Consider the following 15,781-nt stretch of genomic DNA (forward strand, 5'->3'; position numbering starts at 1 on the left):
CGGTATGTCCTGGACGATCAGCCCGGGCGGCATTAATGCCGGGTCATGGGAGAATGAAGTACGTGCGTTTCCTCGGCTGCCCTGCCTGTCGAGGCCGTAGACGGATCCTTCGATCGACTGGGATGTTCAGCACGTGCGTTTCCTCAATGACCAGAAGCCGCCGTACGACCTGACGTACGACGACGTATTCATGGTGCCGAGCCGCTCCGCGGTCGGTTCCCGCCAGGGCGTGGACCTTTCCTCGCCCGACGGCACCGGCACCACCATTCCGCTCGTCGTCGCGAACATGACCGCCATCGCGGGCCGCCGCATGGCCGAGACGGTCGCCCGCCGCGGCGGCATCGTGGTCATCCCGCAGGACATCCCCATCGAGGTCGTCACCGACGTCATCTCCTGGGTGAAGACCCGCCACCTCGTGCTCGACACCCCGATCACACTGGCGCCCGGCCAGACCGTCGCCGACGCGCTGTCCCTGCTGCCCAAGCGGGCCCACGGCGCCGGTGTCGTCGTCGACGCCGACGGCCGCCCGGTCGGCGTCGTCACCGACCACGACCTGACCGGCGTGGACCGCTTCACCCAGCTCTCCGAGGTCATGTCGAAGGAGCTCCTGCTCATCGACGCCGACATCGACCCCCGCGAGGCGTTCAACAAGCTCGACGCCGGCCACCGCAAGCTGGCCCCGGCCGTCGACAAGGACGGCAGGCTCGTCGGCCTCCTGACCCGCAAGGGCGCGCTGCGCGCGACCCTCTACACCCCGGCCACGGACGCCGAGGGCAAGCTGCGCATCGCAGCGGCCGTCGGCATCAACGGCGACTTCGTGCAGAAGGCCAAGCAGCTGCTCGACGCGGGCGTGGACACGCTCGTCATCGACACGGCCCACGGCCACCAGGAGTCGATGATCAACGCGATCAAGGCCGTGCGCGCGCTGGACCCGCGGGTCCCGATCGTGGCCGGCAACATCGTGGCCGCCGAGGGCGTCAAGGACCTCATCGACGCCGGCGCCGACATCATCAAGGTCGGTGTGGGCCCCGGCGCCATGTGCACCACCCGCATGATGACCGGCGTGGGCCGCCCGCAGTTCTCCGCGGTGCTGGAGTGCGCGGCGGAGGCGAAGAAGTACGGCAAGCACGTGTGGGCCGACGGCGGTGTCCGCCACCCGCGCGACGTGGCGATGGCGCTGGCCGCCGGCGCCGCGAACGTGATGATCGGCTCCTGGTTCGCCGGGACGTACGAGTCCCCGGGCGACCTGCAGCAGAGCGCCGACGGCCGTCTCTACAAGGAGTCGTTCGGCATGGCCTCGGCGCGTGCCGTGCAGAACCGCACGTCCGAGGAGTCCGCGTACGACCGGGCGCGCAAGGGCCTGTTCGAGGAGGGCATCTCCACCTCGCGGATGTTCCTGGACCCGGCCCGTCCGGGCGTCGAGGACCTGATCGACTCGATCATCGCCGGTGTGCGGTCCTCGTGCACCTACGCCGGCGCGGGCTCCCTCGCCGAGTTCGAGGAGAAGGCCGTGGTCGGCGTCCAGTCGGCGGCGGGCTACGCCGAGGGCAAGCCGCTGCACGCCAGCTGGAGCTAGTTCCCCTTTTTGCCGGTGGCCCCGGGCCCGTCCTCGCGGACGGGCCCGGGGCCACCGGCGTTCTCGGGGCGCCCGGGGACCGTTCGGCGTGCCGTTCGACCGGTCGGCGCAGGTGGCGGGCGGATACGCCAAGCGGCGGATAACTCCGGGCGCCGGGTCCGCCACGCTCGGGTCATCCGACCTGGAAGGGGCACCCCGTGGCCAGTACCCTCCGCCGCCGCACCGACGCGCACGCCCTCGCGCGACTGCACAGCGAACACGGCAAGGCCCTCTACGGCTTCCTCCTCGGCCTCACCTTCGGTGACCGGCACCGCGCCGAAGACCTCCTGCAGGAGACCCTGTTCCGCGCCTGGAAGCACCCCGAAGCGCTGGAGAGCGGCCACGCGTCCATGCGGCCCTGGCTCTACACCGTCGGCCGGCGCCTCGCCATCGACGCCCGCCGGGCCCGCCAGGTGCGGCCCGCCGAGGTCGGGCCGGACGCCCTGGACACCCACATGCCCGTCGCCGACGACCGCACCGAGCAGGCCGTCGCCGTCCTGGACGTCCGCGACGCGCTGAGATTGCTCAGCCCCGAGCACCGCGCCGTACTCGTGCAGATCTACTTCCGCGGGGCCTCGGTGTGCGAGGCCGCCGAGGCGCTCGGGGTTCCCGTCGGGACCGTCAAATCGCGTACCTACTACGCCCTGCGGGCCCTGCGGGAGGCCATGCCCGGCTACGGTCCCGGCCCCCGCACCGGCCCCGCTCCCGGCCCCCGCACCGGCTCAGGGCCCGACCGCCGCGCCGCCGCCTGAGCGGCCACCGCCGTCCGCGAGCGGACCTGCAGCTTCGCCAGGATGTGCGACACGTGCGTCTGAACCGTCCGCGTGGACAGGAAGAGGGCGCCCGCGATCTCCGGGTTCGACCGGCCCTGCGCGACGAGCAGGGCCACCTTCAGCTCCGCGGGTGTCAGCGCCTCCCACCCGCTGGCCGGCCGCCGCCGCGCCGAGCGGCTGCCGCGCCGCACTCCCAGGCTCCGCAGCCGGGCGTCGGCCCGGGCGGTGTCCCACCGGGCGCCCAGGTCCTCGTACGCGGCCGCCGCGCGCGTCAGCGCCGTCCGCGCCGCCGCCAGGTCGCCGTGCCAGGCCCGGGCCACCGCGAGGTCCTCCCACGCATGGCCCAGCACCAGCGGCCAGCCGCCGCGCTCCGCCCGCTCCAGCGCCTGCGCCAGCAGTTGCGGGTCCTGCGCGAACAGCCCCCGGCAGCGCAGCAGCGCCAGTGCCGGGCCCGGGTACTCGGGCAGCGCCGCCGCCGCGCGCCCGCAGGCCGCCACCGCCGCCCGGGCCGTCGCCGTGTCCCCGCTGTCCAGGGCCACGCGGACGATCTCCGACAGCACCCAGGGGCGCTCGTACGCCCCCGCCCCGTCCGGGCTGTCCGCCAGCGCCGGCAGCAGCTCGCGCACCGCCTCGGCCGGACGGCCCGCGCGCTCCGCCAGCAGGGCCCTGGCCAGGAGCACGTGCCCGCTGTAGCGGCGGGCCGCCGGGACCGCGAACGGGTCCGGCGGGAGCAGCGCGAGCTCGGCCTGCGCCGCCTCGCGCTCGTCCCGGTGGCCGAGTACGAGGGCCCGCAGCCCGTGCACCACCACCGGCAGCCAGCCGTCCGAGACCGGCAGCCCGTCCGCCCGGGCCGCCCCGGCGAGCGCCGCGTCCCAGTCGCCGAGCCGGTAGTGGAACTCGGCGAGCCGGGCCTCGGTGACCACCAGCCGCCCCGTCGAGCGGCTGGAGAGCGCCAGCTCCCGCGCCTCCCGCAGTGCTGCCGCGACGGCCTCCGGCTCGTCGAACCGCAGGTGGGCCTCGGCCTGGTTGGCGAGGAGCAGCAGCCGCATGTCGTTGGCCTCGGGGCTGCGCCGGGCGCAGACGATCCCCTCGGCGACGTGCCGCAGCGACTCCCGGCCGCGGCCCAGGTGGAACAGGGCGAAGGCCATCGCGTGGTGCGCCTCCGCCCCGCACAGCGGATCGCCCAGCCGGGCCGCCTCCGCCACCACCGCCGCGGCCAGCGTGTGGGCCTGCGCCGGGCAGTGCAGATCGGCCAGGGCCAGTACCCGGCAGGCCTCCAGCCGCAGCCGGAGCGTGGGGGAGGGGACCTGCTCCGCCAGCGCGTCCTCGGTGACGGCCAGCGAACGGGCCATGTCCCCCTGGATCATCAGCGCCGACACCAGCTTGAAGGCCAGCGCCGCCCGGTGCCCGGGATCCGTGGCCCGCCCGTGCAGGGTGGTCAGGAGCTCCACCGACTCGGGCCGGCGCAGCATCAGGGCGGCGTCCGCGAGGCTCCCCTCCAGGGCGTCCCGGTCCCCGCAGTCGGCCTGCGCGACGGCCCGTTCCAGCAGTTCGGCGGCCGTACCGGGCGCCGCCGCGATCAGGGACTGCGCCGAGTCGGCCAGCCAGTGCACCGCCCACCGGTCCAACGACCCGCCGGCCAGCAGCTGTTCGGCGGTCCGCTCCGGATCGTGCCCGGCCTCGCCCAGGGCCCGGCCCGCATCCTGGTGCAGGGCGGCCCGGGCGGCCCGGGGCAGCTCCGCGTAAAGGGCCCGGCGCAGCGCCGGCTGCCGGAAGCGCAGCCGCTCGCCGGTGTCCTCCAGCAGCCCGGCCAGGAGCGGTTCCTCCAGCTCGGCCAGCACCTCCCGGGCCGCTCTGGCCTGTACGAGGGCCAGCTCGCGCGGGGTGAAGGCCGGGCCGAGCAGTGCCGCATGCCGCAGCGTCGTGTACGCGGGGCGGGAGAGATAGCCGATGCCCCGCGGGAGGGTGGCGGGCGGCTCTGGCAACTCCCGCTCGGGCAGGGTCAGTTCGGCGACCGCGACGGCGGCCGCTGCGCCGGTGTTCGCGGCGTCGCTGCTGCGGTCGTCCCCGGCCCCGCCGGTGATCTCGATGAACCGGGACCACTGCGCGGTCAGGTCCCGCAGCAGCCGGGGATTGCCGCCCGCCTGCCCGGCGGCCTCGCGCAGCCGCGGCCCGGGCGCCGCCCCCAGCATTCCTCGGAGCAGCTCGGCCGACTCGGCCCCGGTCAGCGGCTCCAGCCGGACGGTGCGCCCGTGCGGGCCCGCGCCCAGCTCGGCGCACAGCTGCTCCACCTCGGGCCGCCGGGGCAGCGGCCTTCGGGTCGCCGCCAGCAGCAGCGGCAGCCGGTCCACCGCCCGGGCCAGGCGCTGCCACAGCAGCAGACTGGCCGGGTCCGCCCAGTGCAGATCGTCCAACACCAGCAGCAGCGGGCCCCGCGCGCACCACTCCTCGACCCCGCGCACCATGAGGTCCATGGCCGCCAGCAGCGCCCCGCCGGGCTGCGCCGCCTCCCGGGCCTCCCGGAGCAGTGCGACCACGGCCGCCCGGCCGGGCCCCTCGGGGTGCAGGCAGTCCAGCGCGGCCCGCAGCGGCAGCTCCGCCGTGAAGGCGTCGGCGGCCCCGTAGCGCACCCGGCCGCCCAGCGCGGCCGCCTCGGCCAGCGCCTCGTGCACCAGGGCGGTCCGGCCCGCGCCGGGCTCGCCCTCCACGATCAGACGGCCCCCGCCGCGCCGCGCACCGCCGCGCACCCAGTCCCGTAACTCTTCACGCAGTCGTTCACGCCCGACCCGCACGTCGGCGATCCTCCCCGGGCGTCTCCCGGCTGCCGCCGGGGTACCCCACCGGCCGGTCCGCGCCTCTGCCAGGATGGCATGCCGACGGGGCGATCAGTAGCGGGGGAGCTGCTCACCCGGCGCTGAACTGTGCACGCCCGCACGGTACTTGGGGATCCGCAGGGTGATCTTCATGCCCGCGCCGACCCCCGTCTCGATCACCGGGCCGTACGCGTCCCCGTACACCTGCCGGATCCGCTCGTCCACGTTCGTCAGCCCGATGCCCGACGAGGAACCGCTCCGCTCCCCGGCCAGGATCCGGCGCAGCAGGGCCGGATCCATCCCGACCCCGTTGTCCTCGATGGTGATCACGGCCTCCGCGCCCGCGTCCCGGGCGGCGATCGTGATCAGGCACTCCTCGGTGGAATCCTCCAGCCCGTGCTTGACGGCGTTCTCCACCAGCGGCTGCAGGCACAGGAACGGCAGCGCCACCGGCAGCACTTCGGGCGCCACCTGGAGGGTCACCTTCAGCCGGTCCCCGAACCGGGCCCCGGCCAGGGCCAGGTACTGCTCGATGGAGCGCAGCTCCTCGGCGAGGGTGGTGAACTCGCCGTGCCGCCGGAAGGAGTAGCGCGTGAAGTCGGCGAACTCCAGCAGCAGGTCCCGGGCCCGCTCCGGATCGGTGCGCACGAACGAGGCGATCGCGGCGAGGGAGTTGAAGATGAAGTGCGGGGAGATCTGCGCCCGCAGCGCCTTGATCTCCGCCTCCATCAGCCGGGTCCGCGAGCGGTCCAGCTCGGAGAGCTCCAGCTGGACCGAGACCCAGCGAGCGACCTCGGTCGCGGCCCGCACCAGCACCGCCGACTCGCGCGAACCGTAGGCCACGAGCGCGCCGAGCATCCCGTCCTCGCCGGTGAGCGGGGCGACCACCGCCCACTTCAGCGGGCAGTCGGGCCGGGTGCACTCGGTCCGTACGCTCTGGCTGCGGCCCGAGTTCAGCATCACGGTGACCCGGGCCATCGCCCGCCGCTGGTGGTGGTCGGCGCCCGGACCGTCCCAGGCCAGTACCGCATCCCGGTCGGTGAGGCACAGGGCCTCGGTGCCCAGCAGGGAGCGCAGCCGCTTGGCGGCCTTGCGGGCGGCGTCCTCGGTGAGCCCGGCGCGCAGCGGGGGAGCGGCGAGCGAGGCGGTGTGCAGGGTGTGGAAGGTCGCCCGCTCCACCGGGGTCCCGAGGTCCAGGCCGGTCGCCCGTTCACCGCGCCGGGCGTGCCACCGGCCGGCGGCCCAGCCCAGGCCGAGCAGCAGAGCCGAGCCCGCCACGGCCAGAACCGCGAGCACCGCTCCGGTCATGGAGCACCGCCCGCACGGGGGCCGGAGCCGGAGCCGGAGCCGCGCCCGGAGCCAGGGCCGAGCCCGGTGCCGAGCCCGGCCCCGGCGCCGCTCGCAGATCCCGCCCCGGCCCCGGTCACGCTCTCCGGCAGGTGCAGCCGGGCCAGGGTCGCCGCCGTCCCCGCCGGGACCCGCGACCGGGTGGCCAGCGACACGAGCACCATCGTCAGGAACCCCAGCGGTACCGACCATGCCGCCGGCCACGCCAGCAGCGTGTGCACCCAGCCCGCCGGGGGCAGCCCCGCCCGCGTCGCCAGCACCGCGCCGAGCGCCGCCCCGCCGCCGGTGACCAGCCCCGCCACCGCACCCGGCGGGGTCAGCCCGCGCCACCAGATGCCCAGCACCAGCAGCGGGCAGAACGAGGAGGCCGACACCGCGAAGGCCAGCCCCACCGCGTCCGCCACCGGCACGTCGGTCAGCGCCATGCTCCCGGCCAGCGGCACCAGCATCGCCACCAGCACCGCGATCCGGAACGTCCGCACCCCGCGCGACGGCAGCACGTCCTGGTGCAGCACCCCGGCCACCGCCATGGTCAGCCCCGAAGCCGTCGACAGGAACGCGGCGAACGCGCCCCCGGCCAGCAGCGCCCCCAGCAGGTCGCCGAGCACCCCGCCCAGCATCCGTTCCGGCAGCACCAGCACCGCCGCGTCCGCGTCCCCGGTGAGGGCGAGCTCCGGGGCGTACGTGCGGCCGAGCACCCCGTAGACCGGCGGCAGCAGGTAGAAGCAGCCGAGCAGTCCGAGCACCACCAGCGTGGTGCGCCGCGCGTCGCGGCCGTCGGGGCTCGTGTAGAAGCGCACCGCGACGTGGGGCAGGCCCATGGTGCCGAGGAAGGTGGCCAGCACCAGCCCGTACGTCGCGTACAGGCCCAGCGCCGGCCGGTCCCCGTCCGGCGGTTCGGACCAGCGGGAGGCGTCGGGCCCGGACGTGGCCCGGGTCTGCGGGACCCGGGTGTCCGGGGCGAACTCGAGCCGCGCGCGGGCCCGTACGGAGTGCTCCCCGGGCTCCAGCGTCAGCGGGGCCGCCGCGTAGGACCGCCCGTCCACCTGCCCGGTGACCTTCAGTGTCAGCGGCGCGTCCAGGGACAGCCGGACGTCCTCGGCGAGGGTGACGGCGGTGTGCTCGCGGAAGACCGCCGGGGCGTCGAAGGAGGCCCGCGGCGCGCCGTCCCCGGCCCAGGCGGCGAGCAGGAAGAAGGCGGGCACCAGCAGCGCGGTGAGCTTGAGCCAGTACTGGAAGGCCTGCACGAAAGTGATGCTCCGCATCCCGCCGGCCGCGACGGCGGCGGTCACCACGAACGCGACGACCACCCCGCCCACCCAGTGCGGGGCCCCGGTCAGGATCTCCAGGGTCAGCCCGGCGCCCTGCAGCTGCGGCAGCAGGTACAGCCACCCCACCCCCACCACGAACAGCACCGCGACCCGGCGCACCGCCTGCGACTCCAGCCGGGCCTCGGCGAAGTCGGGCAGCGTGTACGCCCCCGAGCGCCGCAGCGGGGCCGCCACCAGCGCCAGCAGCACCAGGTATCCGGCGGTGTAGCCGACCGGGTACCAGAGCATCTCGGGCCCCTGGAGCAGCACCAGCCCGGCCACCCCCAGGAAGGAGGCCGCGGAGAGGTACTCCCCGCTGATCGCGGCCGCGTTGAGCCGGGGCCCCACCGTCCGCGAGGCGACGTAGAAGTCGGAGGTGGTCCGCGATATCCGCAGGCCCAGCGCGCCGACCAGCACCGTGACCAGGACGACGACGGTGACCGCGGTCAGCGCGTACGTCTGGTTCACCGGTCGGTCCTTCGCCGCGGGGAGCAGGGGGTACCGGAGTCTACGCACGCGCGCGGACCGGGCAACAGGCGTGATCCCGGCCGATCCCGACCCTTCCCACCGGCCGAAAAGGGGCGTCAGCGTGCGGGATCGCGATGCTCCGCGCAGTCGCGCAGGGCGATCTCCAGCTCCACGTACGAGTCCTCGGCGCGCCGGAAGGCGAGGGTCAGGGCCGCCTCCGCGCGGGGCGGCAGCTGCTGCCGGACCCCCTCGTTGGCCTCGTACAGCACGTCGGCCCAGCGCGCGGCGGCGCTGCGCAGCCGGGCGAGCAGCACCTCCGCCTCGGCGGGGCCGGCGGGCGGGGTACGGGGCAGTACGGCCAGCGCGTCGAGCAGCGCCTGGATCTCGGCCATCCGCACCCCCTGCTCGTTCCGGCCTGTTCCTTCCGGACCGGCGGCTCCACGATAGGCGCGGGCCGGGCCGGCTGCGGGCGCCCGAGCCCGCCCTGCGACCGACGGCAGCAGCGGGGCGCCGTACGCCCCTTGCGGTGCGACGAACGGCGCCCCGGCACGCCGGACGGTCGGAGCGCCGGGCGGTCGGCCGCGTGGTGGTGCGGCCGTGTGGCTATCCGGTCGCCTGTCGCATCAGCAGGTCCCGCAGCTGCCGGGCGTGGCGGCGGCTGACCTGGAGCTCGGCCGAACCGATGCGGACGCTGGTGGTGCCGGCGTCGAGCCGGAGCTCGTCGATCCGGCCCAGCGCCACCAGGTGGCGGCGGTGGATGCGGACGAACCCCCGGGCCGCCCAGCGCTCCTCCAGCGTCGAGAGCGGGATGCGGACGAGGTGGCTGCCCTCGTCGGTGTGCAGCCGGGCGTAGTCGCCCTGGGCCTCGACGTACGCGATGTCGGCGATCGCCACGAAGCGGGTGACGCCTCCCAGTTCGACGGCGATCTGGTCCGCGGTGCGGTCGGCGACGGTGACCTCGGGGGCGGGGCGGCGCTGCACCGGGACGACCGGACCGGCCGCTTCCGCAGGTTCGGGCGGCTGCGTTGCGGCGGCCCGGCCGAGCTGGGCGCAGGCCCGCCGGACGGCCTCGGCGAGCCGCTCCGGGCGGACGGGCTTGAGCACGTAGTCCACGGCCTTGAGGTCGAAGGCCTGTACGGCGAACCCTTCGTGGGCGGTGACGAACACGATGAGCGGAGGCTGTGCGAACCCGGCCAGCAGCCGGGCGATGTCGAGGCCGGTCAGCCCCGCCATGTGGATGTCGAGGAAGACCACGTCGATGCCGTCGGGCCCGTCCGGGCCGGTCTCCAGGGCCCGGGTGATCCGCCGCAGGGCCTCGGTGGCGTCCGAGGCGCCCTCGGCGCTCAGCACCCGGGGGTCGGAGCGCAGCAGGTAGAGCAGTTCCTCGAGGAGCGGCTTCTCGTCGTCGACGGCCAGTACGCGCAGCATGCGGTGGAGTCTATGGACGAGTGCGCCGGGGCGGAACGGTGCGCGGCCCGCCTGCCGGGGGGAGAGGGCAGGGGGCCGCGCGGTTCGGGAGCGGGGGGAGGAGGGGGTCAGGAGGCGGTGATCAGGAGGCGGTGGTCAGGAGGTGGTGATCAGCTTGCCGTCGGGCGAGACCGCGTACCAGGTGCCGCCGACGCCCTGCCCGTTGATGTCACCGGCCTTCTTGTCACCGGTGAAGGTGTAGACGGGCCAGCAGTCGATCGCCTGCTGCTTCATGCCGTCGGGGCGGTCCAGGACGGAGTAGCCCTTCTCCACGATGCCCTTGGCGTTCGCCTTGTCCACCGGGGGGACCACGGGCCACTTGGCCACGCAGTCGCCGGTGCAGTTGGAAGCCATCGGCCAGGCGGTGTCCTTCTTGAAGCGGTACACCGTCATGCCGTTGCCGTCGACGATGTGCTCGCCGAGCTTGGGGTCCTTGGCCACGGTCAGCGCGCCCGCGGCCTGGCCCGCTCCGGCGGGTGCGGCGGGTGCGGCGGGTGCAGCAGGTGCGGCGGGCGCGGCGGCCGCCTTCGCGGCCTTCTTGCCGTCGGGGGCGAAGGCGAACCAGGTCCCGCCGACGCCCTGCCCGTTGGTCTCGCCCGCCTTGGTGTCCTTGCTGTAGCGGTACACGGGCCAGCCGGCCACCGTCAGCTGCTTGCTGCCGTCGGCGCGGGCGACCTCGCCGAGCATCGACGGGTCCATGCCCGCGGCGGCGGTGGCGTCGCCGGCCGCGACGACCGGCCAGGTCTTCGCGCAGTCCCCTTCGCAGTTGGACTTCGGCGGCTTGGCGGTGTCCTTGTCGAAGCGGTACAGGGTGAAGCCGGCGCTGTCGGCGAGGACCGAGCCGAGCTGCTCGTTCTGGGCGATCGCCAGCTGGCCCGCGGCCTTGGTGCCGGCTGCGGCGGCGTCTCCCGCGCCTGCGGCGGATCCCGCGCCGTAATCGGAGCCGTAGTCGCCGGCTCCGGAGGCGGGAGCCTGGGACGCGGCCCCGGCCGGCTTCGCGTCGCCGGCCTTGTTGTCGTCCCCGCCGCAGGCGGTCGCCGTGAGGGCGACGACAACTGCCACGGCGGCGAGGGTGGTTCCGCGCTTGATGCCCATCTTGATCTCTCCCACGTGTGGTGTCTCCGTGTCCGCCGCCCGTTTCCGGTGCGTCGGCAACTCTGCGAAGGACACGCCTTGTCGGGGTCGATCTGTTCAAGCGGATTCCTGTGGGCTGTTTCACTCACCCGGCATCGAACCCGGCCCGCCGCAGAGCCGTGACCACAGCGAGGCCGAGGACTTGGTGTCCGGTGTCATTGGGGTGCAGCCCGTCCGCCAGGTGCTCCGGACCCAGCAGGTCACGGCCCGGCAGCAGGGCGAGGCGGTCGTCCCCGGCGGCGATCCGGTCGAGGGTGGCCCGCTCCATCGCATCGCGCAGGGCGCCCAGGGTGGCGCCGAGCCGGTTCGGGGTGCGTTCGGCGTCGGGCCGCAGCACGGGGGAGACCAGCAGCAGCGGGGTCCGCGGGTGTCCGTGGCGGACCAGGTCGAGGAACGCGCGGGTGGTCTCGTACAGCAGGGGCGCCGAAAAGGGCACGCGGGACCAGCAGTTGGTGCCGAAGGCGAGGGTGAGGACATCGGCGGGGAGGCCGGCGAGCTGCTCGGCGGTGGCGAGTTCCCCGCGGGCGGCGCCCGCGTACCCGAGGTTGACGGTGTCCCAGCCCAGCGCCCGGCCGGCGACCGCGGGCCAGCCGTGCGCGGGCCGGGTGGACCACCAGCCTTCGGTGATCGAGTCGCCGTGCACCACCCAGCGGGGTGCGGGCGGCGCCGGGGCCACGGAGCCGCCGACCGCGCGCAGGCCGAGGATCAGCGGGGACTGCCCTTCGGGCGGGTGCAGGGTGAACGGGCCCGGCCCGCCCGGCAGTTCGATGCGTACGACGGCCTCCACGGCCGGTTCGGTCCACACTTCCCGGACCACCCCGTGCCGGTCCCACAGGGCGAAGCCGTGCGCGAGGTCGCGCAGCGCGTCGGTGGGGCCGGGCACGGTCGCCCGGTAGCGGATCTCCACCGCGTGCGCCGCCTGCGCCGTGAACTCCAGACGCACCCCTATCGGCAGGGTGGCCCGCTCGCCGGTGTCCCAGGGCAGCCGCATGCTGTCCGCCGGGTCGGCCCGTACCGGGCGGCCCTTGTCGAGCCAGGCGACCCCGCGCAGGAACGGGCCCGGATCCAGCCAGTGCCTGGCGGTGCTCTCGGCGTTCACTGCGCGCCTCCGCTCGTCGGTGGGGTGTCGGGGTCGGAGGGGTCCGCAGCCCCCGATGCCACCGCGTTCACCCGTACCCCGCGCGGGCCCGGTTCACCGCCGCGGAGCGCACCCGCGCGATCAGGCCTGGCCAGGCGGCATGCTCCGGCAGATCTGACGAGGTGTCAATAACGGAGGTGAAGGTGCCGCGCGCACCGATCGATCATCCGCGCGCAACAAAGGACCATCCAGGACAGATCCGCGCAACGATCGTGCGGCAATGTGCAAGGATGGTGCATTACGGGCGGTATCTCTCAGCTCGTAGGCTCACTCGCTGTACGTGGAGTGGCGTGGACCGCCTGCTCGGCGGTCCTCCCCATGCCCAGGCTCATGTCTGTGTCCTGCTCCGGACCGCTGCGGTCGATGCCTCAGTCCCCATCCGCAGTGTCAAAGGAGTCCCCTCGTGCTCGAAACCGGCCAGGCGCCACCGCTCGCCACCGAGCCCCGCAAGCCTGTGAACCCTCTGCTGCGCCGCAAGCCGGTCGAGCAGATGGTCGCCGAGGGCGGCCAGGGCGAGGGCGGCACCCTGCGCCGCTCGCTCACCATGTGGCAGCTGACCATGATCAGCATCGGCGCCACCCTGGGCACCGGCATCTTCGTCGTTCTCGGCGAGGCGGCCCCCAAGGCCGGCCCGGCCGTGACGATCTCCTTCATCATCGCGGGCCTGACCGCGCTCTTCTCGGCCCTCTCCTACGCGGAGCTGGCCGGATCGGTGCCGGTCTCCGGCTCCTCGTACTCGTACTCGTACGTCACCATGGGCGAGTTCATCGCCTGGATCTGCGGCTGGTGCCTGATCCTGGAGTACGCCGTGTCCGTCGCGGCGGTCGCCGTCGGCTGGGGCCAGTACCTCAACGAGCTGCTCGACGGGACCATAGGCGTCACCATCCCGCAGGCCGTCTCCGCGCCGCTGGGCGAGGGCGGGTTCATCAACCTGCCGTCGCTGGTCGTCGTCCTGCTCTCCATGGTCTTCCTGATGCGCGGCGCCAAGGAGAGCGCCACGATCAACTCGATCATGGTCGGGGTGAAGATCGTCACCCTGCTGCTCTTCATCGGCATCGGCATCATGGGCATCAAGTCCGGCAACTACACCCCGCTGGCCCCGCTCGGCGTCACCGGCATCAGCGCCGCCGCCTCCACGCTGTTCTTCTCGTACATCGGCTTCGACGCCGCCTCCACCGCCGGTGAGGAAGCCAAGAACCCGAAGAAGGACCTGCCCCGCGCGATCATGCTGTCGCTCGGCATCGTCACCGTCCTGTACGTGCTCGTCGCCTTCGTCGCCGTCGGCGCCCTGCCCTGGAAGGACTTCGAGGGCACCGAGGCCGCGCTGGCCCAGATCATGACCAACGTCACCGGTGACAGCTTCTGGGGCGTCGTCCTCGCCGCCGGCGCCGTCGTCGCCATCTTCTCCGTCGTCTTCGCCGTGCTCTACGGCCAGACCCGCATCCTCTTCGCGATGTCCCGCGACGGCCTCGTCCCCAAGGTCTTCGCCAAGGTCGACGAGAAGACCGGCGCCCCCCGCGCCAACGTGCTGATCGTGTCCCTCTTCTGCGGCGCGCTCGCCGCGTTCATCCCCCTGGGTGAGCTCGCGAACGCGACCAGCATCGGCACGCTCTTCGCCTTCGCCCTGGTCAACGTCGCCGTCGTCATCCTGCGCCGCACCAAGCCCGACATGCCGCGCACCTTCAAGGTGGCGCTGTTCCCGGTCACGCCGATCCTCGGCTTCCTCGCCTGCGCCTACATGATGTACAGCCTGCCGGGCGCGACCTGGGTCGCTTTCGGTGGCTGGATGGCCGTCGGCCTCGTGGTCTACTTCCTGTACGGCATCCGCCGCTCCCGACTGGCCACGGCAGAAGTGGCCACAGCAGAAAAGTGATCCACCCGCAGTGCGACTGAACGATCTCGACGAACGCATCGTGCACGCCCTCGCCGAGGATGCCCGCCGCTCCTACGCGGACATCGGGTCCGAGGTCGGCCTCTCGGCCCCCGCCGTGAAGCGACGCGTGGACCGGCTGCGCGCCGAGGGAGCCATCACCGGCTTCACCGTCCGCGTCGACCCCGCCGCGATGGGCTGGGAGACCGAGGGCTTCATCGAGATCTACTGTCGCCACAACACCTCGCCGGACGACATCCGGCGGGGGTTGGAGCGGTACCCCGAGGTGGTGTCCGCGTCGACCGTCACCGGCGACGCGGACGCCCTCGTCCAGATCTTCGCCTCCGACATGCGCCACTTCGAGCGGGTGCTCGAGCGCATCGCGGGCGAGCCCTTCGTGGAGCGCACCAAGTCGGTGCTGGTCCTCTCCCCGCTGCTGCGCCGCTTCACCTCGGGAGCCCCGGCCTAAGGGGTGTCTTGTCGATCGGTGCGCACGGCCTACGCCGTCGTGCGGGCCTCAGCGGTGTGCGCCGGGTCCGACAGGGCCCGGCGTTCCTCTTCGGTCAGCCCGCCCCACACCCCGAACGGCTCGCGGGTCGTCAGCGCGTGCTCCAGGCACGCGGCGCGCACCGGGCAGACCGCACAGACCCGCTTCGCGGCCTCGTCGCGGTCCTCCCGCTCCTCACCCCGCTCACCCGCCGGGTGGAAGAACCGGCCGGTGCCCAGATCCCGGCACGCGGCCCGTAGCTGCCACTGCCAGTGATGGTGCGCGGCGCCGGGCAGGCGGGAGACGTCGGACATGGAAGTTCCTTTCGGTGTCCTCGGCATGTCCTCGCGTGTGACCGCTCCGCGCCATGTGAAACCTGCCGCTTCGTCCCCGCCGTACGGCGCCGCCCTCCGTCAGGCCCCGGCGTCCGGGGTGCGCAGCCCGATGAACAGCGGCCGGCGCCGCAGCGTGAACCCCATCGACTCGTACAGCGCGATCGCCCCGGTGTTGTCCGCCGCCGCGTGCAGGAACGGCCGCTCGCCGCGCTCCCGGATCCCGGCGGCCACCGCCCGGACCAGCCGGCCGGCGAGCCCCTTGCCCCGGTGGTCCGGGTGCGTGCACACCGCGCTGATCTCCGACCAGCCCGGCGGCCGCATCCGTTCCCCCGCCATCGCGACGAGCCGGCCCTCGTGCCGGATCCCGAGGTACGTGCCCAGCTCGACGGTGCGCGACAGGAACGGCCCCGGCTTCGTCAGGTCGACCAGCTCCCGCATCTCCGGAACGTCGGCAGGCCCCAGCAGGACCGCCTCGGGCGCGGCCTCGGCCCGTACCGCCCCGCCGTCCAGCTGCACGCCCGGTATCGAGGCCGACGTCGTCCACCCCGCGGGCGGGGTCGGCAGCCCCGTGACCCACACCGGGGCCCCCGGCCCGGCCAGCGCGGCGAGATCGGCCCAGGCCCGTGGGTCGTCCGGGTCCGCGAGCGCGGCGAACGGCGAGGCCTCCGCGACGTAGCGGGCCGCGAGGCCGGCCGGCCCGGTCTGGGCGAAGGCGCGGCTCGGGCCGGTCAGCGCGGCCCAGACCGGATTGTCGAGTACATGGACGGGCGTGGCCGTGTCGGTGTCGGGCGACATGGGGCGCTGAACTCCTTCCCTCGGCAGCGGCCGCAGGCCCGTCCACCACTTTCTTGACGGCCCCCGCGCACCGCCACGAGACTGCTGATGGCGACGGTCATGAGGGTCAGCGTCCGCCGCGGGCGGGTTTATGCCCGGCCGCCCGGCCGCCCGGCCGCCCGGCCGCCCGGCCGCCCGGCCGCCCGGCCGCCCGGCCGCCCGGCCGCCCGGCCGCCCGGCCGCCCGGCCG

The 15,781-nt window shown here is 74.3% G+C and carries 13 protein-coding genes; 4 read left to right on the forward strand and 9 right to left on the reverse strand.

Features of this window, described 5'->3' with window-relative positions; genetic code table 11:
- The first annotated feature begins 133 nt into the window (after positions 1 to 133).
- Both OG299_RS31615 and OG299_RS31620 read left to right on the forward strand, forming a co-directional pair.
- On the forward strand, positions 134 to 1,576 hold the full coding sequence (locus OG299_RS31615; RefSeq protein ID WP_327363292.1) for a GuaB1 family IMP dehydrogenase-related protein: 1,443 nt from the start codon (positions 134 to 136) through the stop codon (positions 1,574 to 1,576).
- Positions 1,577 to 1,773: 197 nt separating this feature from the next.
- The gene (locus OG299_RS31620) at positions 1,774 to 2,367 is read left to right on the forward strand and encodes a sigma-70 family RNA polymerase sigma factor (RefSeq protein WP_327363293.1); all 594 of its coding nucleotides are present in this window, start codon (positions 1,774 to 1,776) and stop codon (positions 2,365 to 2,367) included.
- Here the strand turns inward: OG299_RS31620 and OG299_RS31625 are convergent.
- The 7 genes from OG299_RS31625 to OG299_RS31655 form a co-directional block, all read right to left on the reverse strand.
- The gene (locus OG299_RS31625; RefSeq protein ID WP_327363294.1) at positions 2,289 to 5,180 is read right to left on the reverse strand and encodes an ATP-binding protein; all 2,892 of its coding nucleotides are present in this window, start codon (positions 5,178 to 5,180) and stop codon (positions 2,289 to 2,291) included. The two genes, OG299_RS31620 and OG299_RS31625, sit on opposite strands and share 79 nt — an antisense overlap.
- A 93-nt stretch (positions 5,181 to 5,273) precedes the next feature.
- The gene (locus OG299_RS31630) at positions 5,274 to 6,509 is read right to left on the reverse strand and encodes a histidine kinase (RefSeq protein WP_327363295.1); all 1,236 of its coding nucleotides are present in this window, start codon (positions 6,507 to 6,509) and stop codon (positions 5,274 to 5,276) included.
- A complete protein-coding gene (locus OG299_RS31635) occupies positions 6,506 to 8,326 on the reverse strand; it encodes a sodium/solute symporter (protein ID WP_327363296.1) in 1,821 nt (606 codons plus the stop codon). The genes OG299_RS31630 and OG299_RS31635 overlap by 4 nt, the downstream gene beginning before the upstream one ends.
- 116 nt (positions 8,327 to 8,442) lie before the next feature.
- Positions 8,443 to 8,718 carry a hypothetical protein gene (locus OG299_RS31640; RefSeq protein ID WP_266631181.1) on the reverse strand — a complete coding sequence of 92 codons (276 nt, stop codon included), beginning with the start codon at positions 8,716 to 8,718 and terminating at the stop codon, positions 8,443 to 8,445.
- A gap of 211 nt (positions 8,719 to 8,929) precedes the next feature.
- On the reverse strand, positions 8,930 to 9,754 hold the full coding sequence (locus tag OG299_RS31645; RefSeq protein ID WP_327363297.1) for a LytR/AlgR family response regulator transcription factor: 825 nt from the start codon (positions 9,752 to 9,754) through the stop codon (positions 8,930 to 8,932).
- A 135-nt stretch (positions 9,755 to 9,889) separates the two neighbouring features.
- Positions 9,890 to 10,888, reverse strand: a complete 999-nt coding sequence (locus tag OG299_RS31650; RefSeq protein WP_442817602.1) for an SCO0930 family lipoprotein — start codon at positions 10,886 to 10,888, stop codon at positions 9,890 to 9,892.
- Between the two features lie 124 nt (positions 10,889 to 11,012).
- The gene (locus tag OG299_RS31655) at positions 11,013 to 12,026 is read right to left on the reverse strand and encodes a GDSL-type esterase/lipase family protein (protein WP_266631187.1); all 1,014 of its coding nucleotides are present in this window, start codon (positions 12,024 to 12,026) and stop codon (positions 11,013 to 11,015) included.
- A gap of 442 nt (positions 12,027 to 12,468) precedes the next feature.
- Here OG299_RS31655 and OG299_RS31660 point away from each other — a divergent pair, with 442 nt between their 5' ends.
- Entirely contained in the window at positions 12,469 to 13,938 is a 1,470-nt protein-coding gene (locus OG299_RS31660) for an amino acid transporter (RefSeq protein ID WP_266631189.1), read from the forward strand.
- 10 nt (positions 13,939 to 13,948) lie between these two features.
- A complete protein-coding gene (locus tag OG299_RS31665) occupies positions 13,949 to 14,404 on the forward strand; it encodes an Lrp/AsnC family transcriptional regulator (RefSeq protein ID WP_030027017.1) in 456 nt (151 codons plus the stop codon).
- 29 nt (positions 14,405 to 14,433) lie between these two features.
- Here the strand turns inward: OG299_RS31665 and OG299_RS31670 are convergent, their stop codons facing one another.
- Both OG299_RS31670 and OG299_RS31675 read right to left on the reverse strand, forming a co-directional pair.
- On the reverse strand, positions 14,434 to 14,736 hold the full coding sequence (locus OG299_RS31670) for a WhiB family transcriptional regulator (RefSeq protein ID WP_266631191.1): 303 nt from the start codon (positions 14,734 to 14,736) through the stop codon (positions 14,434 to 14,436).
- A gap of 99 nt (positions 14,737 to 14,835) precedes the next feature.
- Positions 14,836 to 15,552: a GNAT family N-acetyltransferase gene (locus OG299_RS31675; RefSeq protein ID WP_327363298.1), complete on the reverse strand. Its 717-nt coding sequence runs from the start codon at positions 15,550 to 15,552 to the stop codon at positions 14,836 to 14,838.
- Positions 15,553 to 15,781 lie beyond the last annotated feature (229 nt).

The organism is Streptomyces sp. NBC_01296 (genome assembly GCF_035984415.1).
Lineage (GTDB): Bacteria > Actinomycetota > Actinomycetes > Streptomycetales > Streptomycetaceae > Streptomyces.